15 protein-coding genes are annotated in these 20,162 nt (G+C 67.7%); 6 read left to right on the forward strand and 9 right to left on the reverse strand.

Annotated elements, in window-relative coordinates; all coding sequences use genetic code 11:
• Window positions 1-135: 135 nt before the first annotated feature.
• The gene (locus EJC77_RS10145) at window positions 136-858 is read left to right on the forward strand and encodes an AAA family ATPase (RefSeq protein WP_125612230.1); all 723 of its coding nucleotides are present in this window, start codon (window positions 136-138) and stop codon (window positions 856-858) included.
• Between the two features lie 36 nt (window positions 859-894).
• Entirely contained in the window at window positions 895-1,467 is a 573-nt protein-coding gene (locus tag EJC77_RS10150) for a YdeI/OmpD-associated family protein (protein ID WP_125612232.1), read from the forward strand.
• Window positions 1,468-1,602: 135 nt separating this feature from the next.
• On the opposite strand, the gene uvrA is transcribed toward EJC77_RS10150, so the two are convergent.
• From uvrA to EJC77_RS10170, 4 genes are all read right to left on the reverse strand, one after another.
• On the reverse strand, window positions 1,603-4,485 hold the full coding sequence (gene uvrA / locus EJC77_RS10155; RefSeq protein ID WP_125612234.1) for an excinuclease ABC subunit UvrA: 2,883 nt from the start codon (window positions 4,483-4,485) through the stop codon (window positions 1,603-1,605).
• Between the two features lie 83 nt (window positions 4,486-4,568).
• Window positions 4,569-4,976, reverse strand: coding sequence for a GntR family transcriptional regulator (locus tag EJC77_RS10160; RefSeq protein WP_125612236.1), 408 nt, complete (start codon window positions 4,974-4,976; stop codon window positions 4,569-4,571).
• Window positions 4,973-6,907 (reverse strand): ABC transporter ATP-binding protein, encoded by a 1,935-nt coding sequence (locus EJC77_RS10165; RefSeq protein ID WP_125612238.1) that lies wholly within the window; start codon window positions 6,905-6,907, stop codon window positions 4,973-4,975. Before EJC77_RS10165 ends, EJC77_RS10160 begins: the two co-directional genes overlap by 4 nt.
• Window positions 6,904-8,643 carry an ABC transporter ATP-binding protein gene (locus tag EJC77_RS10170; protein WP_164520379.1) on the reverse strand — a complete coding sequence of 580 codons (1,740 nt, stop codon included), beginning with the start codon at window positions 8,641-8,643 and terminating at the stop codon, window positions 6,904-6,906. The genes EJC77_RS10165 and EJC77_RS10170 overlap by 4 nt, the downstream gene beginning before the upstream one ends.
• Window positions 8,644-8,788: 145 nt before the next feature.
• On the opposite strand from EJC77_RS10170, the gene EJC77_RS10175 reads away from it, so the two are divergent.
• Window positions 8,789-9,460, forward strand: coding sequence for an MBL fold metallo-hydrolase (locus EJC77_RS10175; RefSeq protein WP_125612240.1), 672 nt, complete (start codon window positions 8,789-8,791; stop codon window positions 9,458-9,460).
• 48 nt (window positions 9,461-9,508) lie between these two features.
• Here EJC77_RS10175 and EJC77_RS10180 read toward each other — a convergent pair whose 3' ends face one another.
• Together EJC77_RS10180 and EJC77_RS10185 are read right to left on the reverse strand one after the other, a co-directional pair.
• A complete protein-coding gene (locus tag EJC77_RS10180) occupies window positions 9,509-10,237 on the reverse strand; it encodes a PIG-L deacetylase family protein (protein WP_125612243.1) in 729 nt (242 codons plus the stop codon).
• Between the two features lie 10 nt (window positions 10,238-10,247).
• Window positions 10,248-11,036: a trans-aconitate 2-methyltransferase gene (locus EJC77_RS10185; RefSeq protein ID WP_125612245.1), complete on the reverse strand. Its 789-nt coding sequence runs from the start codon at window positions 11,034-11,036 to the stop codon at window positions 10,248-10,250.
• 44 nt (window positions 11,037-11,080) lie between these two features.
• Here EJC77_RS10185 and EJC77_RS10190 point away from each other — a divergent pair, with 44 nt between their 5' ends.
• The 3 genes from EJC77_RS10190 to EJC77_RS10200 are packed head-to-tail and all read left to right on the forward strand — an operon-like array spanning window position 11,081 to window position 15,453.
• Complete coding sequence (locus tag EJC77_RS10190; protein ID WP_125612247.1) at window positions 11,081-13,618, forward strand: DEAD/DEAH box helicase; 2,538 nt, start codon at window positions 11,081-11,083, stop codon at window positions 13,616-13,618.
• 21 nt (window positions 13,619-13,639) lie between these two features.
• The gene (locus EJC77_RS10195; protein WP_125612249.1) at window positions 13,640-14,158 is read left to right on the forward strand and encodes a GNAT family N-acetyltransferase; all 519 of its coding nucleotides are present in this window, start codon (window positions 13,640-13,642) and stop codon (window positions 14,156-14,158) included.
• Complete coding sequence (locus EJC77_RS10200; RefSeq protein WP_125612251.1) at window positions 14,155-15,453, forward strand: alpha/beta fold hydrolase; 1,299 nt, start codon at window positions 14,155-14,157, stop codon at window positions 15,451-15,453. The genes EJC77_RS10195 and EJC77_RS10200 overlap by 4 nt, the downstream gene beginning before the upstream one ends.
• Window positions 15,454-15,638: 185 nt before the next feature.
• Here EJC77_RS10200 and EJC77_RS10205 read toward each other — a convergent pair whose 3' ends face one another.
• From EJC77_RS10205 to EJC77_RS10215, 3 genes are all read right to left on the reverse strand, one after another.
• On the reverse strand, window positions 15,639-16,934 hold the full coding sequence (locus EJC77_RS10205) for a D-arabinono-1,4-lactone oxidase (protein ID WP_125612253.1): 1,296 nt from the start codon (window positions 16,932-16,934) through the stop codon (window positions 15,639-15,641).
• A 27-nt stretch (window positions 16,935-16,961) separates the two neighbouring features.
• Window positions 16,962-18,464 carry an aldehyde dehydrogenase family protein gene (locus EJC77_RS10210; RefSeq protein ID WP_205787091.1) on the reverse strand — a complete coding sequence of 501 codons (1,503 nt, stop codon included), beginning with the start codon at window positions 18,462-18,464 and terminating at the stop codon, window positions 16,962-16,964.
• A 79-nt stretch (window positions 18,465-18,543) separates the two neighbouring features.
• On the reverse strand, window positions 18,544-19,995 hold the full coding sequence (locus EJC77_RS10215) for a purine-cytosine permease family protein (RefSeq protein ID WP_125612255.1): 1,452 nt from the start codon (window positions 19,993-19,995) through the stop codon (window positions 18,544-18,546).
• Window positions 19,996-20,162 lie beyond the last annotated feature (167 nt).

The raw sequence follows: 20,162 nt of genomic DNA on the forward strand, positions 1-20,162 counted from the left end.
CCTTGTCTGACCGTGAAACTAATAACCAGACTAGCGCCATACTGACCCTAAAAACCATCACCTACATTCCTGACGCACACCCCCCGTCTCCCCACCGGCCGCGGCGATGTCGGTGGCACCTGCCACACTGGTCGCATGGAGTTCGCCACCGTCCCCCTACGGGAAATCACCGAGAACCCGGACAACCCGCTCAATCGCACCGTGTGGCCCGGCACGCTGGCACCCGTGCGGCACATTCTCGACAACGGCCTGCGGCCGGGAAAGGCCACGGTCCTGGTGGGTGAAAACGGTACCGGCAAATCGACCGTCGTCGAAGCCATCGCGGCCGCCTACGGCATCAACGCCGAGGGCGGTTCCACGAACGCCATGCACCATAGCCGGCCCACCGAGTCGGACCTCCCGGTGCACCTCCGCGTCCTCCGCAATGCCGGAACCAGCCGCTACGGTTACTTTCTGCGCGCCGAGACCATGCACGGCTTCTTCACCTACCTGGAAGAGAATCCCAGCACCGGGCTGCCCGACCTGAAGTTCCACGAAATGTCGCACGGTGAATCGTTCCTGGGACTGATCACGTCCAGGTTCCGCGGCGGCGGGCTCTGGGTGCTCGACGAACCCGAATCGGCCCTGTCGTTCTCCGGCTGCCTCTCGCTGCTCAGCGTCTTGCGCACGCTGGTGGACGACGGCGACTCCCAGGTCATCCTCTCGACGCACTCGCCGCTGTTGGCAGCCCTCCCCGGCGCAGACATCTACGAAACCGGCGACTGGGGGCTGCGGCGCTCCGCTTGGGCGGACCTGGAGCTGGTCCGCAACTGGAGGCTGTTCCTGGACGGCCCCGAGCGGTTCTTCAAGTACATTTGACCTGCCGCCGGAATCAACGAACCGAGGAGCACGCCCATGACGGAGCAAGCCGGCGGCGCAGCAACGATCCTCTGCCGGGACGCCGCGGCCTTCGAGGCGTGGCTGGCCGCGCACGAAGGGCTGAAGGCCGGAGTCTGGCTGAAGCTGGCCAAGAAGGGTTCGGGCGTGCCGTCGATGACCAGTGACGAGGCCGTCGACGTGGGGCTGTGCTACGGCTGGATCTCCGGCCAGCGCAGGTCCTGCGACGATGTGTACTACCTGCAGAAGTACGTGCCGCGCAGGCCCCGCAGCCGGTGGTCGCAGGTCAATGTGGACAAGGTCGAGGCATTGACCGAAGCGGGGCGCATGCGGCCCGCCGGCATGGCCGAGGTCGACGCCGCGAAGGCCGACGGCAGGTGGGCGGCCGCCTACCAGTCCCAGCGAAACGCCACCGTGCCGCCCGACCTGGCAGCCGCACTGGACGCGAGCCCGCCGGCGGCCCGGGCGTTCGAGGCGCTGGGCAAGACCGAGCAGTACGTCCTGATCCTGAAACTGGACACCGCCCGCACCGCCACGGCCCGCCAAACCCATCTCCGCAAGGCGTTGGCCGCGCTCGAGGCGAACGGGTGATTGAGCTTGTCGAATTCGTGTCTCGACAGGCTCGACCACCGGGGTCTCGACAGGCTCGACCACCGGGGTCTCGACAGGCTCGACCACCGGGGTCTCGACAGGNAGCTCGACCACCGGTGATTTCGACAGGCTCAATCAGCGGCGCTCGCCCGACAACGCCTCCTGCAGGAACACGGCCGTATGGCTGTCCGTATTTGAAGCAACCTGCTCCGGTGTGCCCGTGGCCACCACCAGCCCGCCGCCGGTGCCGCCGTCGGGCCCCAGGTCGACGAGCCAGTCGGCGCTCTTGATGACGTCCAGGTTGTGCTCGATCACGATGACCGTGTTGCCCTTCTCCACGAGCCCCTGCAGCACCAGCAGCAGCTTGCGGATGTCCTCGAAGTGCAGGCCCGTGGTCGGTTCGTCCAGCACGTAGACGCTGCGCCCGTTGGAACGCTTCTGCAGCTCTGCGGCCAGCTTCACGCGCTGCGCCTCGCCGCCGGACAGCGTGGTGGCCGGCTGGCCCAGGCGCACATAGCCCAGGCCGACGCTTTCAAGCGTCTTCAGGTGCCGGGCGATCGGGGTGAACGCGGAGAAGAACTCGGCCGCCTCGTCGATCGGCATGTTGAGCACATCCGCGATTGTCTTGCCCTTGTAGTGGACCTCGAGCGTCTCCCGGTTGTACCGGGCCCCGTGGCACACCTCGCAGGGCACATACACGTCCGGCAGGAAGTTCATCTCGATCTTCAGCGTGCCATCGCCCGAGCAGGCCTCGCACCGCCCGCCCTTCACGTTGAAGGAGAACCGGCCCGGCAGGTAGCCGCGCACCTTCGCCTCGGTGGTTTCCGCGAACAGCTTGCGGATGTTGTCGAACACGCCCGTGTACGTGGCCGGGTTGGAGCGCGGGGTGCGGCCGATGGGGCTCTGGTCGACGTGCACCACCTTGTCCAGGTGCTCGAGTCCGTCCACGCGCAGGTGCCGGCCGGCAACCTGGCGGGCGCCGTTGAGCTTGTTCGCCAGCACCTTGTACAGGATCTCGTTGACCAGGGTCGACTTGCCCGAACCGCTCACGCCGGTGACCGCGGTGAACAGGCCCAGCGGGAACGTCGCGTCAATGTTGCGCAGGTTGTTCTCGCGGGCGCCGACCACCTTCAACTCGCGCTTCTTGTCGTACTTGCGGCGCTTGGCCGGCACGCCGATGCTCTTGCGCCCGGACAGGTAGTCGCCCGTGATCGACTTCGTGTTCGCCAGCAGGTCCGTCATCGACCCGGAGTGGACCACCTCTCCGCCATGCTCGCCGGCACCGGGACCGATGTCCACGATCCAGTCGGCCTCGGCAATGGTGTCCTCATCGTGCTCGACGACGATGAGCGTGTTCCCCAGGTCCCGCAGCCTGGTCAGCGTCTCGATCAGGCGGCGGTTGTCGCGCTGGTGCAGGCCGATGGACGGCTCGTCCAGGACGTACAGCACCCCGACCAGGCCGGAGCCGATCTGCGTGGCCAGCCGGATCCGCTGCGCCTCGCCGCCGGACAACGTGGCGGACGCGCGCTCCAGGTTCAGGTAGTCCAGCCCGACGTCGAGCAGGAACTGCAGCCGGGCCTGGATCTCCTTGAGCACCTGGCTGGCGATCTGGGCTTCGCGGTTGGACAGCTCGAGGCCGGACAGGAACGTGTTGCAGTCGCGCATGGGCAGCGCACAAACCTCGGCGATGGACTTGCCGTTGATCAGCACGGACAGCGACGCCGGGTTGAGCCGGGCGCCGTTGCAGGACGGGCACGGGATCTGCCGCATGTACTGCTCGTACTTGTCCCGGGCATAGTCGGATTCCGTCTCGACATGCTTGCGCTGGATGTACTCGTACACGCCCTCGAAGCCGGTGGAGTACTTGCGTTCCCGGCCGAACCGGTTGCGGTACTGGACCACCACCTTGTGGTCCTTGCCGGTGAGGATGGCGTTGCGCGCCTCGTCCGAGAGCTTCTTCCACGGCGTGTCGACGGCGAAGCCCATCTCCTCGCCGAGGCCAATCAGCAGCCGGTTCCAGTACTCGCTCGTGGCCGCGCCCAGCGACCAGGGGGCGATGGCGCCGTCGATCAGGGACAGGTCCGGGTTCGGGATGACGAGTTCCTCGTCGACCTCCAGCTTCGTGCCGATGCCGCTGCACGCCGGGCAGGCGCCGAACGGGTTGTTGAACGAGAAGGACCGCGGCTCGATCTCGTCGATGGCCAGCGGGTGCTCGTTGGGGCAGGCCAGGTTCTCGGAGAACGACCGGATCCGCCCCGCATCGTCAGCGGGCAGGTCAACCAGGTCGACCAGCACGCGTCCCTCGGCCAGGCCCAACGCCGTCTCCACCGAGTCGGTGAGCCGCTGCCGGATGCCGTCCTTGACGACGAGCCGGTCCACGACCACCTCGATGGTGTGTTTGAACGCCTTCTTCAGTTTCGGCGGCTCGGACAGCTGGATCTGCTCGCCGTCGACGCGGGCCCGCGAATACCCCTTGGCGCCCAGCTCCCGGAACAGGTCGACGAATTCGCCCTTCCGGCCGCGGACCACGGGGGCCAGCACCTGGAAGCGGGTGCCCTCGGGCATTTCCTGCAGTTGGTCGACGATCTGCTGGGGCGTCTGCCGGGTGACCGGCTCGCCGCAGACCGGACAGTGCGGGCGGCCCACCCGCGCCCACAGCAGTCGCATGTAGTCGTAGATCTCGGTGATGGTGCCGACCGTGGACCGCGGGTTCTTCGACGTCGATTTCTGGTCGATCGACACGGCCGGGGACAATCCCTCGATGAAGTCGACGTCTGGCTTGTCGACCTGGCCGAGGAACTGCCGCGCATACGCGGACAGCGACTCGACGTAGCGGCGCTGCCCCTCGGCGAAGATGGTGTCGAAGGCCAGCGACGATTTCCCCGACCCGGACAGGCCGGTGAACACGATCATGGCGTCCCGGGGCAGGTCAAGGTCGACGTTGCGCAGGTTGTGTTCCCTGGCGCCCTTGACGATCAGGCGTGACAGGTCGTTCGGCGTGGGTGCTGGCTGGGGCATGGTGTCCTTCGTGGAAGACGTTGCGCGGGTGAAAGCGCACGTCCCATCATACTCGAAAACTCGTTCGAACGCGTGTGCGGATGTCAGTGCCCGGCCGCGCGCTCCAGCGCGGCGGCGACGAGCGCCAGTGCCCGGTCGGCCGGCATGCCGGATTGACGGACGACGGCGGCAAACTCGGCTGCCGCCGTGGCGACGTCCTCGGCGAGCCGGTCCCCGCCGGCGGCAATGACCGTGCCGGCCCGGCCGGCCGTGGTGACGATCCCGGCCTGCTCGAGTTCCCGGTACGCCCGCGCCACGGTGTTCGCGGCCACGCCGAGCTCGGCGGCCAACGCCCGCACGGACGGCAGCCGGGCGCCCACGGCCAGCGCTCCCCCAACGGCCAGGTCGACGATGCGCAGCCGGATCTGTTCGTACGGCGGGACGCTTGATTGCAGGTCCGGCTTCCAGCGCCGCAGGATCACGGCCGCCGCGGCGGTGCTGGTGGGGTTCATGCGGTGGTCGGCTCCTCGATCAACGGATCGCTGAACTGGCTCATGTACAGGTCGTGGTAGAAGCCGCCGGCGGCCAGCAGGTCCTCGTGCGTGCCCTGCTCGATGATGCGCCCGTGGTCCATGACCAGGATCAGGTCGGCGTCGCGGATGGTGGAGAGCCGGTGCGCGATCACGAAGCTGGTGCGGTCCCGGCGCAGCCGGTTCATGGCCTGCCGGATCAGCACCTCGGTGCGCGTGTCCACGGAACTGGTCGCCTCGTCGAGGATCAGGATGCCGGGCTCGGCCACCCAGGCCCGGGCGATCGTCATCAGCTGGCGCTGGCCCTGGCTTAGCCCGGCCCCGTCGTCGGCGAGCACGGTGTCGTAGCCGTCGGGCAGCGCCCGGACGAAGTGGTCCACGTGGGTCGCCTCCGCCGCGGCGACGATCTGCGCCTCCGTCGCGTCCAGCTTGCCGTAGGCCAGGTTGGCCCGGATGGTGCCGCCGAACAGCCACGCGTCCTGCAACACCATGCCGAAGCGGCGGCGCAGGTCGTCGCGGGTCAGGTGTGCCGTGTCGACGCCGTCGATGGTGATCCGGCCCGAATCGATCTCGTAGAAGCGCATCAACAGGTTCACCAGCGTCGTCTTGCCGGCGCCGGTGGGACCGACGATCGCGACGGTCTGGCCGGGTTCGGCCACGAGCGACAGATCCTGGATGAGGGGTTCGTCGGGGTTGTAGCTGAAGTTCACGTGCTCGAACACGACCCGTCCCCGGGTGCCCTCGAGCACGGCCGGCGGCTGGTGGTCGGGCTCCTGCTCCTCGGCGTCGATCAGTTCGAACACGCGCTCGGCCGACGCGACGCCGGATTGCAGCAGGTTGATCATGCTGCCGATCTGCGCCATGGGTTGGCTGAACTGCCGCGAATACTGGATGAACGCCTGCACGCTGCCGATCGTGATGATGCCCGAGGCGACCTGGACGCCGCCGATCACGGCCACCACCACATAGTTGAGGTTGGACACGAAGTTCATGCTGGGCATGATGATGCCGGAGATGAACTGCGCCTTCGCGCTGGAGGCGTACAGGGCCTCGTTGGACGTGGCGAACTTGTCGATGGCCTGCTGCTGGCGGCCGAACGACTTGACGATCTCGTGCCCGGTGAACATCTCCTCCACGTGTCCGTTCAGCTCGCCGGTCGTCTTCCACTGCGCCATGAACTCCACGCGGGAACGTTTCGCGATGACCACCGTGACGGCGGCGATGACGGGCACCGTGACGAGCGAGATGAGCGCCAGCAGTGGGGAGATGGAGAACATCATGGCCAGCACCCCGACCACCGTCAGGATGGCGATGAGCAGCTGCGTGAGTGTCTGCTGGAGCGTCTGGGAGAAGTTGTCGATGTCATTGGTGACCTTGGACAGGACATCGCCGCGGGACTGCTCCTGGAAATGCGACATCGGCATCTTGTCCAGCTTGGCCTCGATGTCCTGGCGCAGCCGGTACATGGCCCGCTGCACGATGCCGGTCGTCACATACCCCTGGGACCAGTTGAAGAAGAACGCGACCACATACAGGCCGAGCACGATCAGCAACGTGCCGGCCAGGGCCGACAGATCGAGTCGCTGCCCGGGGACGGCGTTCATGCCGGAGAGCATGTCGGCCAGCTGGCCCTGCCCGGCGGCACGCAGCGCGGCCACGGCCGATTCCTTCGTGGTGCCGGGCGGGAACTGCGTGGCCAGCATCTTGCCGACGACGCCGTTGAAGATCAGGTCGGTCGCGTGGCCGAGCACTTTCGGGGCCACGACGGACAGGCCCACGGACACGGCCGCCATGACGACGACCCAGGCCACCCGCACCTTGTCGGGTTTCACGAGTCCCAGGATGCGCTTGACGCTCGGGCCGAACGCCATGGCCTTCTGCACCGGCGGCCCGCCCCTCATCATCATGCTCATGCCGCGTACTCCTGGTCCTCGTCGGTCATCTGCGAGGTCACGATCTCCTGGTAGGTGGGGCTGGTCTCCATGAGTTCGGCGTGCGTGCCCTGCCCGACCAGCCGGCCCTCGTCCAGGACCAGGATGTTGTCGGCGTGCATGATGGTGCTCACCCGCTGCGCCACGACCAGGACCGTCGAGTTCGTGGTCACGGGTTTCAACGCGGCCCGCAGCCGGGCGTCGGTGGCGAAGTCGAGGGCGGAGAAGCTGTCGTCGAACAGGTACAGCGCGGGCCGGGCGATCACGGCCCGGGCGATGCACAGGCGCTGGCGCTGCCCGCCCGAGACGTTCGAGCCGCCCTGGTCGATGGGCGCGTCCAGCCCGCCGGGCATCTCGGCCACGAAGTCGGCCGCCTGGGCGATCTCCAGGGCCGCCCAGATGTCCTCATCGGTGGCGTCCGGGAAGCCCATGCGCACGTTGGACGCCACGGTGCCGGAGAACAGGTACGCTTTCTGCGGCACCAGGCCGATGGCGCCGCGCAGCGAGTCGAGCGTCACGGACTTCGTATCGTGCCCGCCGACGCTGATGCTGCCCTCGGTGGCGTCGAGCAGCCGCGGGATCAGGTTCACGAGCGTCGACTTGCCGCTGCCGGTGGAGCCGATGACCGCCGTCGTCGTTCCCGGGGCCGCGGCGAAACTGACGCCCGAGAGCACCGGCGATTCCGCGCCCGGGTATTGGAACGCGGCGTCGCGCACCACCAGCGCGCCGTCGAGGTCCACGACGGCGGCGCCGGGCGCGTCGACGACCGACGGCTTGGTGTCCAGCACGGCCTGGATGCGTTCGGCGCTGACGGCCGCGCGCGGGATCATCATGAACATGAACATGGCCATCATGACGGACATGAGGATCTGCATGATGTAGCTCAGGAACGCGGTCAGGGCGCCGATCTGCATGTGTCCGGCGTCGATGCGCTGGCCGCCGAACCACAGCACGCCCACGCTGGTGACGTTGACCACGAAGAAGATGATGGGGAACATCAGCGACAGCAGCCGGCCGGTGCGCAGCTGCGACGCGGTCAGGTTGCCGTTGGCCGTGGCGAAGCGTTCGGCCTCGTAGTCGCGGCGCACGAACGCGCGGATGACGCTGATGCCGGTGATCTGTTCGCGCAGCACCCCGTTGATGGCGTCCAGCTGCTTTTGCACCTTGCGGAACGTGGGCACCAGCTTGCGCACGATCAGCCAGATCGACACGACCAGCAGCGGCAGGATCACGAGCAGCAGCGCGGACAACGGCACGTCCTGCTTCATGGCCAAGATGATGCCGCCGATGCACATGATCGGGGCGGTGACCATCATGGTGAAGGACATGAGCACCAGCATCTGGACCTGCTGGACGTCGTTCGTGGTGCGCGTGATCAGCGACGGCGCGCCGAACATGCCGACCTCCTGGGCGGAGAACGTCTGCACGGTGCCGAACAGGTCGCGCCGGACCGCCCGGCCCAGCCCCATGGCCGTGCGGGCGCTCAGGAACGTGGCGACGATGGCGCACACCACCTGCCCGGCCGTGATGAGCAGCATCCATCCGCCGAGGCCGAAGATGACGTCCGTGCGGCCCTTGACCACGCCGTCGTCGATGATGTCCGCGTTCAGCGTCGGCAGGTACAAGGTGGCCAGCGTGGACAGGAATTGCAGTGCGACGATCAGCAGCAACGGCCCCTTGTGGGGTGCCAGGTTGCGCGCGACCAGGCGATAGAGCACTTCTCCTCCAGCATTGGTTGATTCGGTCCGCCCACACCGGCCGTGCGGGTTGGACAAGGTTCAAGCTACTCCCCCGCCCCGACAAATGTCAGCGCAATTTTCCTCTCGGCGCAATCCGGTCCGGCGACCGTCCTAGACTGGGCGCATGGACAGCACCACCTGGACGCTCGCGGACGCCGTCATCCGCCACATCTCCGTCAGCGACATGGACAACAACGTCTACCTCATCACCTGCCGGCGCACCGGCGAGCAGCTGCTCATCGACGCCGCCGACGACTACCCGGCCATCGCCGCGCTGCTCACCGCAGGTGCGCAGGACGTGGACGACGACGTCACGGCCACGGGTGCCCGGGCGTCGCTGGCGCTGGTGGTCACCACGCATTCGCACTGGGACCATGTGCGTGCGCTCGCCGCGGTGGTGGCCGCCACAGGGGCGCCGACCGCGGCCGGACGCAAGGACGCGCCGGCCATTGAGGTCCCCACGGACACGCTGCTGGACGACGGCTCGGTGCTGGATCTCGACGGCGTGCGCCTGGATGTGATCGGGCTGCGCGGGCACACGCCCGGCTCCGTGGCGTTGCTGCTGCGCGACCCGGACGGACCGGACCACCTGTTCACGGGCGATTCGCTGTTCCCGGGCGGCGTGGGCAACACGCAGCATGACGCCAAGCGGTTCAGCCAGCTGTACGCCGACGTCGTCGCCCGCGTGTTCGACCCGCTCGACGACGACACGATCGTCCACCCGGGCCACGGCGCCGGCACGACGCTGGGCGCCGAACGGCCGTCGCTTGGCGAGTGGCGCGAACGCGGCTGGTAGCTGGGGTCTCGACGAGCTCGACCACCGACGAGCTCGACCACCGGGGAATCAGCCCAGGCCGTACAGCTCGAACCGGACCAGGCCGCCGGCCGTCACGTAGCCGACCTGGCGGCGGGCCTGCTCCTCCACCGGGTCGGGGCCGAGCGCCTGCAGATAACGGGCATGGGCGGCCAGCGACCGGACGGCCGCCGCAACACTGTCGGGGCCGACGGGTTGTTGGTGCGTGGGCCGCGGCGAGTTCATGGCCACGAAGCGCACCTTGTGCCGGGCCAGGCCCTCGCCGAGCAGGTCCGGGAAGATCCACTCATTGTCGGCGTCGGACACGGCGTCCAGCACGGCGCGGCCCACGGCCCGATGGTCGGACGAGTTCCAGCGCCCCGGCCCCCACGTGTCCGTGTGGTTGAGGGTGAGTACGACGTCGGGGCGCACGCGGCGGATCTGCCGGGCAAGGTCGCGGCGCAGCCCGGGCCCCTCCTCGATGCGCCCGTCCGGGTAATCGAGGAACACCAGGTCGTCCACGCCCACCGCCGCGCACGCCGCGGCCTGCTCGCGGCTGCGCAGCGGCGCGCACTCGTGCGGCGGGAGCCCGGCGATGCCGGCCTCGCCCCGGGTGACGAGCAGGTAGGAAACCCGCTTGCCGGCGGCCGTCCATTCGGCCACGGCCGCGGCCATGCCGTATTCCGGGTCGTCCGGGTGGGCGGCGATCACGAGCGCGCTGTCCCAGCCCGGCGGAAAGGGGGCCAGCGCCGGAGGGTGCGTGCCGCCGTCGTCTGTCATTGTTCGTCCCTCACTTTTTCTGTCCGACCATGAAGATGCGCCGGAACGGGAACACCGTGCCGAACTCGCCCGGCGGGTACGCCTCAGCCAGGAGGGCCGCGTACTCGGCCTCGAACGCGGCGGCGTCGCCCGGGCCGAGCGCGCCGACGACGGGCCGCAGCCCCGTGCCGCGCATCCAGTTCAGCACGGGCGCCTCGCCCGTCAGCAGGTGGTTGTACGTGGTCTCCCACACATCGGCCCGGCAGCCGCCGCGCAGGAACAGGTCCAGGTAGGCGTCGGGCTCCCACACGGCGTCCTCGTGGCGCAACACGCCGGCAAGTTTCGATGCCCAGCGTGGCGAGTCGGCAACCTGGCGCATGAGCGCGTGCGACGGCGAGTCGAAATTGCCGGGAACCTGCACGGCCAGCCAGCTGCCCGGCGCCATGCGGTCCAGCCAGCCGGCCATCAGGGCCTGGTGGCCGGGCACCCATTGCAGCGCCGCGTTGGAGACGATGACCTCGATGCGCTTGTCCGGCACGAACCGCTTGATGTTGGCCAGCTCGAACGACAGGTTGGCCGGCTGAGCCATGCCGTTGGCCTGGGCGATCATGTGCTGCGAACTGTCAAGCCCCAGCACGTCGGCCTCCGGCCACCGCGCCGCCAGGGCGGCCGTCAACGTGCCCGGCCCGCAGCCAAGGTCCACGACCGCGCGCGGCGCCGACGCGGCGATCCGGCCGGTCAGGTCGAAGAACGGCCGGTCCCGGAAGTCGCCGAACTCGACGTATTTCGCGGGATCCCACACAACATGTTCCGTGCCCATGCCGTTATCCTGCCACAGCCCCAAGCCCATAAGCTGGACCCATCATGAATCTTTCCGACCAGCTTTCGGCCCTCCCGCCCGCGCCCGCCGACGACGACGTCCTCGAGGCGTTCCTCGAATGGACGGAGGGCCGCGGCATCACCCTCTACCCGGCCCAGGAGGAGGCGGCCATCGAGCTGGTCAGCGGCAACAACGTCATCCTGTCCACACCCACCGGCTCGGGCAAGTCGATGGTCGCGATCGCCGCGCACTTCAACGCCATGGCCCGGGGCGCGGCCAGCTACTACACGGCCCCCATCAAGGCGCTCGTGTCGGAGAAGTTCTTCGCGCTGTGCGAGATCTTCGGCGCCGAGAACGTCGGCATGATCACCGGCGACTCGTCCGTCAACCAGGACGCCCCCATCATCTGCTGCACGGCGGAGATCCTGGCCAACATCGCGCTGCGCGAGGGCGAGCACGCCGATGCGGGCACCGTCATCATGGACGAGTTCCACTACTATTCGGACCCGCAACGCGGCTGGGCGTGGCAGGTGCCGCTGCTGGAGCTGCCGCAGTCGCAGTTCCTGCTCATGAGCGCCACCCTGGGCGACGTGACCTGCTTCGAGCGGGACCTGACGCAGCTGACCAACCGCCTGACCACCACGGTGTCCTCCGCCGAGCGGCCCATCCCGCTGCACTACTACTACGTCGAGACGACCGTGCAGGAGTCGCTCGAGGAACTGCTGGGCACCAAGCAGGCGCCCGTCTACGTGGTGCATTTCAGCCAGGCCGAGGCGATCGACCGCGCCCAGACGCTCATGAGCATCAACGTGTGCACCCGCGAGGAGAAGGACCGGATCGGCGAACTCATCGCCGGGTTCCGGTTCGCGGCCGGGTTCGGCAAGACGCTGAACCGGCTGGTCCGGCACGGCATCGGCGTCCACCACGCCGGCATGCTGCCCAAGTACCGCCGGCTCGTGGAACAACTGGCGCAGGCCGGGTTGCTGAAGGTCATCTGCGGCACCGACACGCTGGGCGTGGGCATCAACGTGCCCATCCGCACGGTGCTGCTCACGGCGTTGAGCAAGTACGACGGCGTGCGCACCCGCATACTCCAGGTGAGGGAGTTCCAGCAGGTCGCCGGGCGGGCCGGCCGGGCCGGGTACGACACGGCCGGGACGGTCGTCGTCGAGGCGCCCGAGCACGTCGTGGAGAACGTGAAGGCCCTGGCGAAGGCGCACGCGAAGTTCGGTGACGATGCGAAGAAGCTGCGCCAGGTGGTGCGCAAGAAGCCGCCGCAGGGATTCGTCAGCTGGGGCGAACCGACATTCAAGCGATTGGTGGAGTCGGCACCCGAGCCGTTGACGTCGTCGTTCACCATCACCCACGCCATGCTGCTGAACCTGCTGGAACGCCCCGGCGACCCCTTCCAGGCGGCCCGGAAGCTGCTCACGGCCAACCACGAATCGCCGGCCGCGCAGCGCCGGCTCATGCGCAAGGCCCTGGGCATCTACCGGGAGCTGCTGGGCGCCGGGGTGATCGAGCGGATCCCGCCGGCGGAACGGGAGGCCGACGGGCGCACGCTGCGGCTGACCGTCCACCTGCAGATGAACTTCGCGCTGAACCAGCCGCTGTCACCGTTCGCGCTGGCCGCCCTGGACCTGCTGGACCCGGAGTCGCACAGCTACGCGCTGGACACGGTGTCCGTCATCGAGGCCACGCTGGAGAAGCCGCGGCAGATCCTTGCCGCCCAGCTCAAGCGGGCGCGCACCGAGGCCGTGGCGGCCATGAAGGCGGACGGCGTCGAGTACGATGCGCGCATGGCGGCCCTCGACGAGGTGTCGTACGCGCAGCCCCTGGGCGAGCTGCTGGGCGGGGCGTTCGAGACGTACCGCAAGGCCGCGCCCTGGGTGGGCGACTTCGAGCTGAGCCCGAAGTCCATCATCCGGGACATGTACGAGCGGGCCATGAACTTCGGCGAATTCGTCCAGTTCTACCAGCTGGCCCGCTCCGAGGGCGTGGTGCTGCGCTATCTCGCGGACGGGTACAAGGCGCTGCGCCAGACCGTGCCGCAGGATGCGCTGCGCGAGGACCTGGAGGATCTCATCTCCTGGCTCGGGGAGCTGGTCCGCCAGGTCGACTCCAGCCTGCTGGACGAATGGGAGCAGCTGGCCGGCGGCGCGCCCGTGCCCGCCGAGGAGGACATCACTCCCCCGGCGCCCCCGCAGCTGACCGGCAATGTGCGGGCGTTCCGGGTCATGGTCCGCAACGAGATGTTCCGCCGCGTGGAGCTGGCCGCCGACGACGACTTCGAGGCGCTGGGCGCGCTGGACGCCGACGCCGGCTGGGACGCGGACCGGTGGGCGGATGCCCTGGACGCGTACTGGGATGAGCACGAGTCCATCGACGACGGGCCCGACGCGCGCGGGCCGGCGCTGCTGCACATCACCGAATCACCGGGACTCTGGACGGTCCGGCAGGTCATCAACGATCCGGCCGGCAACCACGACTGGGGGATCAACGCCACCGTGGACCTGGCCGCGTCCGACGAGGCCGGGCATGCGGTCGTGGCGCTGGCGGGGTTCGCGCGGCTGGGCGGCTGAGCGGGCGGTAGCCTTGAAAGCATGAGCCGTATCCGTTCAGCCTCGCCCGCAGACGTCCCCGCCATCCTGGGCATGATCCACGACCTTGCCGTCTACGAGTTGGAACCGGACGCCGTCCGGACCACCGCGGCCCAGCTGCACGACCACCTGTTCCGCGACAACGCCCAGGTGTTCGCCCACGTCGTCGAGAGCGACGACCCCGCGCTCAGCGGCGACGCCCGCATCCTCGGCTTCGCCCTGTGGTTCCTGAACTACTCCACCTGGGAGGGCACGCACGGGCTCTACCTCGAGGACCTGTACGTGCGCCCGGAGGCGCGCGGCGGCGGCCACGGGAAGGCGTTGCTGCAGGCCCTGGCGCGGGTCGCCGTCGACCGCGGCTATGCGCGTTTCGAATGGAGCGTGCTCGACTGGAACGAGCCGTCCATCAACTTCTACAAGAGCGTCGGCGCCGGCCCCATGGACGGGTGGCACGTCTTCAGGCTCGACGGCGACGCGCTGGCGTCCTTCGGTGCCGCGGCGGACGCCGCGGCCAGGGCATGAGCACCCGGCACCGCACCGGCGAACCGTACGTGGTACGCGGGCTGCGGCTGCGCGACCACTGGTTCACGGTGCCACTGGACCACGCCGATGCCGCCGGCCCCGCCATCACCGTCTTCGCGCGGGAGATCGCCGATGTGGAGGCGGCCACCGACCTGCCGTGGCTGTTGTTCCTGCAGGGCGGCCCGGGCGGGCGCGGCAACCGCCCGCTCGGGAACACCGGCTGGCTGAAGGCGGCCACCGCCCGGTTCCGGGTGCTCATGTTGGACCAGCGCGGCACCGGGCTGTCCACGCCGGCCGACCGGCGCACGCTGCCCCTGGTCGGCGACGCGGCCGCGCAGGCGGACTACCTGGCGCATTTCCGCGCCACCGACATCGTCGCGGACGCCGAACTCATCCGGACCACCCTCGGGTCGGGTCCGTGGAGCATTTTCGGCCAGAGCTATGGCGGGTTCTGCGCGCTGACCTACCTGTCGTTCGCCCCGGACGGCTTGCGTGAGGCACTGATCACCGGCGGGCTCGCCCCGTTGTCGGGGCCGGCCGAGGCGGTGTACGAGGCCACGTTCGCCCGCATGGCGGCTCGCAACGCCGAGTACTTCGCCAAGTACCCCGCGGACCGGGCGCTCGTGACGCGGATCGTGCGGCATCTGGAGTCGGTGCCCGAGTTCCTGCCGTCGGGTGAGCGGCTCACGCCCGAGCGCTTCCAGATGGCCGGGAACTACCTGGGCGGCAACACGCGCCTGGACGCCCTCCACAACCTGCTCGAGGATGCGTTCGTGCCCACGGTGGACGGCGACCGGCTCTCCGACGGATTTCTGTCGCAGCTCGGCGGCTTCGTGAGCCGGGCCGCGAACCCGTTGTACGCGCTCATGCACGAGTCCATCTACGTACAGGGCGAGGCATCGAACTGGGCGGCGCAGCGCGTGCTGGAGCGGACGCCGACGTTCCTGCCGACCGCGGCCGAGCCGCTGCTGACGGGCGAGGCCGTGCTCCCCTGGTATTTCGACCAGGACCCGGCGCTGGTGCCGTTGAAGGACGTGGCGGAACTGCTGGCCGCGCGCACCGACGGCTGGGGGCCGCTCTACGACGCGAAGCAACTCGCCCGGAACACCGTGCCCGTCGCCGCGGCCGTCTACCAGGACGACGTCTACGTGGACCATGACCTGTCCATGCGGACGGCGCGCGCCGTGCAGGGATTGCACGCCTGGGAGACGGCCGACTTCCACCACGACGGGATCGGCGACGACGGTGAGGGGATCTTCAACCACCTGCTGGGGCTGGTCCGCGGCGAGGCGTAACCCCACCGGTGATGATGCCGGGTACCAGCCCCAGCATCGCCGCCGGTCGCGGGGCAGCATGCCGCGCCGCATGGAGTCGTCGAACGCCCAACCGGCGTCTTGGATGGATTGGCAGCCATGGCGGTTCCCTTGTCGTCGACGGACCTGGCAACACGGCCGGGGCACAATCACCGTACCCGTCCGTGTCAGCCGACAAGCGCCCTCGTGTGGTCGTTGAGGAATACGCCGCGGGGATCGAATTCCCGGCGGACCTGGAGGAAGGTGTCAAGTTTCGGGTAAAGCCGCTCCAGACGTTCCCTGGTCATGAAATGGATCTTGCCCCAGTGTGCACGCGGCTCAAATTCCTGCAGCAATGCATCAGCATCACGGAAGAACTGCCAGTAGTCAGTCCCGGGCTCAGTGGTGAGTGTGATGACCGTTGTGTCACGCCCCTGGAACTGGGACATGTAGCCGTCGTCAGCTTTCACCCAACGCACTTCAACGGGGTACTTCTGGTCTGCATGCCTGGTGCGGATCAGCTCCAGGACGGCCTCGGTGGCGGCCAGACCGCACTCCGTGGGCACAAAGTACTCAAGTTCATGGAACGGAGTGGTGAATCCGCCAGGGTAAATGCGGTAGGACCGGTCCAGCCGCGATCCCTCCGTGCGGGACAGTTCACTCTCGTCCTGGATTTGGACGATGTTGTACCGCTTCGTGTAGCTGCGGTTCGTCATGCTCAGTCCTGGTGCACCGGGCAGGCCAAGGAGTTCGGCCGAGCCCTCCCCCGGGCACCAGAGGAGGGAATAGTGCCTGTTGCCGGCGATATCGGCATCCCAGGTTGCCGCGGTCTCGGCCCAGTCAGGATAGGTGATCTGCTCCTGCAGGTAATAGCTGTCCTCGACGGCCAGCTCGACCTCAAGAAAGATTCCCAGCGTCCCCAAAGCCACCTGCGCGGCCCTGAGCTCGCGCAGCTGCCCTTCACCGATTTCCACGATTTCGCCGTGGCCGTTGATCAGCTTGACCCAGCGAAGGCTCGAGGAAAAGCTGCCCAGATCCTTTCCGGAGCCGTGGGTGCTGGTCGAGAGCGCCCCGGCGATCTGCTGCTTGTCAATATCGCCCTGGTTGGCCAGAGCCAGCCCCTGCTCCCACAGCGGATCGCCGAAGGCGCTGATGGCGGTGCCGGCCAGGGCCCGAGCACGGCGGCGGGCCTTGTCCGTGCCGGTGATGCCCGCCAGCGCTGACATCTCCATCAGGACCCCGCCCGTCTGCACGAGCGGGGACGATGAATGCCCGGAACCGACGGCGCGCACGGGGAGGCCTTCCTTGATGGCGAACCGGACGGCGTCGAGCGCTTCCTGTTCCGTCCGCGGCCGCACGGTGAACGCCGGGGTGGCGTATTGGTTCTTGCCCCAATTGCTCCATGGCACATCCGTGCCAAAGGGAACGGGAGGGACTGCGGCACCTGTCAAAGGCACCCCGTGGCGAAGATTCGTCGTTGTCATCTCAGACTCCAATGCTGGTCGATACGCTTATGCGCCGTGGTTGATCATGACGTGCTTTGTCCGGGAGAAATCGTCGAGGGCGTACAGGGAGAGGTCGCGGCCGTAGCCGGAGCCCTTGAAGCCGCCCCACGGAACCTCGCACGCCAACACGAGGTGGGAGTTGACCCAGACCGTACCAAAATCGAGCTGCTTGGGGACGTTCAGGGACAGCCCCGCATCCTTGGTCCAGACCGATGCCGACAGGCCGTACGGGGTCTCGTTCGCCCGCGCAACTGCCTCTTCGGTGGTGCTGAAGGACTCGACGGTAACAACGGGGCCAAAGATTTCGTGGCTGGCAATCGCCGCTCCGGCCGGCACGTTGCTGAACACGGTGGGTTCGATGAAGTAGCCGGGGCCAGCCAGCACGTTGCCGCCAATGGCGGGGTGCAGGCCGGCAACCTTGGCCTCGGCCAGGGAGGCCCGCACGCGTTCGAAGTGCGGTCGTGAAATCATGGGGCCGATTTCAATGTCGCCTTCGACTCCCGGGGCGCCGACCGCGAGGGTGCTGACTTCCTGGACCAGGAGGTTGGTGAATTCCTCGGCCACAGATTCATGCACCAGCACCCGGCAGGCAGCACCGCAGTCCTGGCCGGCATTCCAGAATCCCGCGTTGCGCACGCCGGCCGCAGCCGCGGCAAGGTCGGCGTCCGGGAAGACGACAACGGGGGCCTTGCCGCCAAGTTCCAGGTGGACCCGCTTGACGGACCGTGCCGCCGTTTCCGCCACGGACTGTCCGCTGACCACACTCCCCGTCAGGGCGACAAGCGCGATGTCCGGGTGTTCGGCCAGGCGTTGGCCAACGGTCCGTCCCTGTCCCGTGACGACGTTGAAGATTCCGTCGGGAATGTGCCCGGCCACCAGCTCTGCCAGTTTCAGCGTCGACAACGGCGTCTGTTCGGACGGCTTCAGGACCACGCTGTTTCCCGCGGCCAGGATGGGCGCAACCTTCCAAGCGGCCATCAGCAGCGGGTAGTTCCAGGGGGTGATGACGCCGACCACGCCCACGGGCTCGCGCAGAATGACCGAGGTGTGTCCGGCGGCATAGTCACCGCTGGCGAGTGAGGTCAGTGTCCGGCAGGCGCCCGCCATGAAACGGAAGGTGTCAATGGTGCTGGAGATATCGTCTTCGACAACGGCTCGCGGCTTGCCGGTGTTGGCGGACTCCAACAGCTCAAGGCTTTCGCGGTTGGCCTCGATGATGTTCGCAATCCGGGTCAGCACCTCGGAGCGTTCCTTGGGCGTGGTGGAACCCCAGGCCTTCTGGGCCGCCACTGCGGCTTCGACGGCCGAGTCCACGTCCGCTGCCGTTCCGGCCGGCACCGTTCCCAGGACCTTCTCGGTGGCCGGGTTGACAACGTCGATGCTGTCCGCGGAGGAGCCCGGAACAAACGAACCGCCGATGAAGTGCCCTGCCGACGGCAGGTCTGCGACCGCATTCTGGTCGGCAGCTGGGCGCTGGACGGTAAAGCGTCCGATGTCAGTGAGTGTCATGGTTTTTGCTTTCTGTGCGTTGTACTGCTGCGTGGGAGGGTTTTCGTGCCGGCCGCGGGCCGGGTGTGCCGGCACAGCGTCAGACCGGGTCCGTCGTCAAAGCCGGAAATGGGGCGGCCGCTGGTGCCTTCGTGGTGGCACGGGCAACAAAGTAGTAGAGGGGTGCAACGACCACCAGGCCGACAATCCAAGACAAGTCCACCCCGCCCATGGCCCGTGCCACGGGTCCCATGAAGATGGCCGTTGAGGAGAACGGGAGCTGGACCAGCGTGCCGACGATGTAGCAGCCGATCGCCGCCCAGTTGAACCGGCCGTAAACGCCGCCGTCGCGGCGGAAGAAGTCTTCAACCCGGTAGTCGCCGTGGCGCAGAAGGTAGTAGTCGACCAGGTTGATGGCCGTCCACGGGACCAGGACGTAGAGCAGGAAGGAGAGGAAGTTGGTGTAGAAGAGCATGAAGTTGTCGCGGGCAAACAGTGCGATCGACACGGCCACGAGGAAGAGGATGACCGCGGCCACACCTCGTGTCTTGGCTCGCGGCAGCCAGGCCGGCTTGAAGGTCTGCCCGATTGTCAGGGTGCACAGCACCCCGCAGTAGAGGTTCATGGCGTTGGAGGCGGCCACACCGAGGCAGAAGATGGCGATGATCACCAGGGTCCATGGCGCCAGCTGGGTGCCCAGGGAGCCTACGATGTCCACGTTTGCCGGGTCCTTGGTCACCACCGACGCGAGGGATCCAACCACGGCGCCGAGCACCATGGGGAAGAGCGTTCCCAGCACACAGCCGGAGTATGAGGCCCAGAACGCCGGGCGGGAGCCGGTCCCTTGCGGCATGTAGCGGGAGTAGTCGGAGACGTAGGGTGCATAGGCCAGCTGCCAGAGTGCGGACACGGAAATCGTTGCCATGAACCCGACCCACTGGAAATGTCCCTCCGAGAGGAATCCGGCGGGCAGCCCGTGGACAAAGAGGATCCAGATAAACGCCAGCAGCAGGGCGAGGCCGGCCACGAGGCTCAGGAAACGCGCGTAGGCGTGGATGAGGCGGTAGCCGAAGATCGTCGCAATGACGCTGACCACGCCGATCAGGATGATGCCGCCGTCGACGCCGATTCCGGGACTGACAGTTGCCAGCGCCTCGCCGCCGAACACCAGGTTCGCGGCGAAGAATCCGACGTACATGATGACGACGATGACGACGATCAGCAGCGCCCCAAACGAACCGAATTGCCCGCGGGTTTGCACCATCTGCGCTACGCCAAGCTGTGGTCCCTGCGCGGAGTGCAGGGCCATGAAGATGGCGCCAACCAGGTTGCCGATGATGAGGCCGACGACGGCGGTGGTGAAGTCCAGTCCGAACACCGTGGTCGCGAGCCCGCCCGTCACGATCGTCATGATCATGATGTTGGAACCGAACCAGATGGTGAAAAGGTCACGTGCTTTTCCGTGGCGTTCATTCAGCGGGATGGGCTGGATGGTCTTGTCCTCCAGGCGGGGAACCTCTGTTGTTGCGGAGGGTGTGGATTTCATACTCATGACGTGCTCCAAGAGTTCATGGAAAACCTCGTTGTCTCCCTGGTTGCCCTGAGTGAGCTAGGAAGCTGACCGTTTAATCATTCGTGATGGGCGTCACTTTTGAAATCCGGTGATTGCACAGATATGTCGAGTCGTTTCATACATACGTCTAACAGGCCTGCAGGCCG

Source organism: Specibacter cremeus, from assembly GCF_003946885.1.
In the GTDB taxonomy this organism is placed as follows: domain Bacteria; phylum Actinomycetota; class Actinomycetes; order Actinomycetales; family Micrococcaceae; genus Specibacter; species Specibacter cremeus.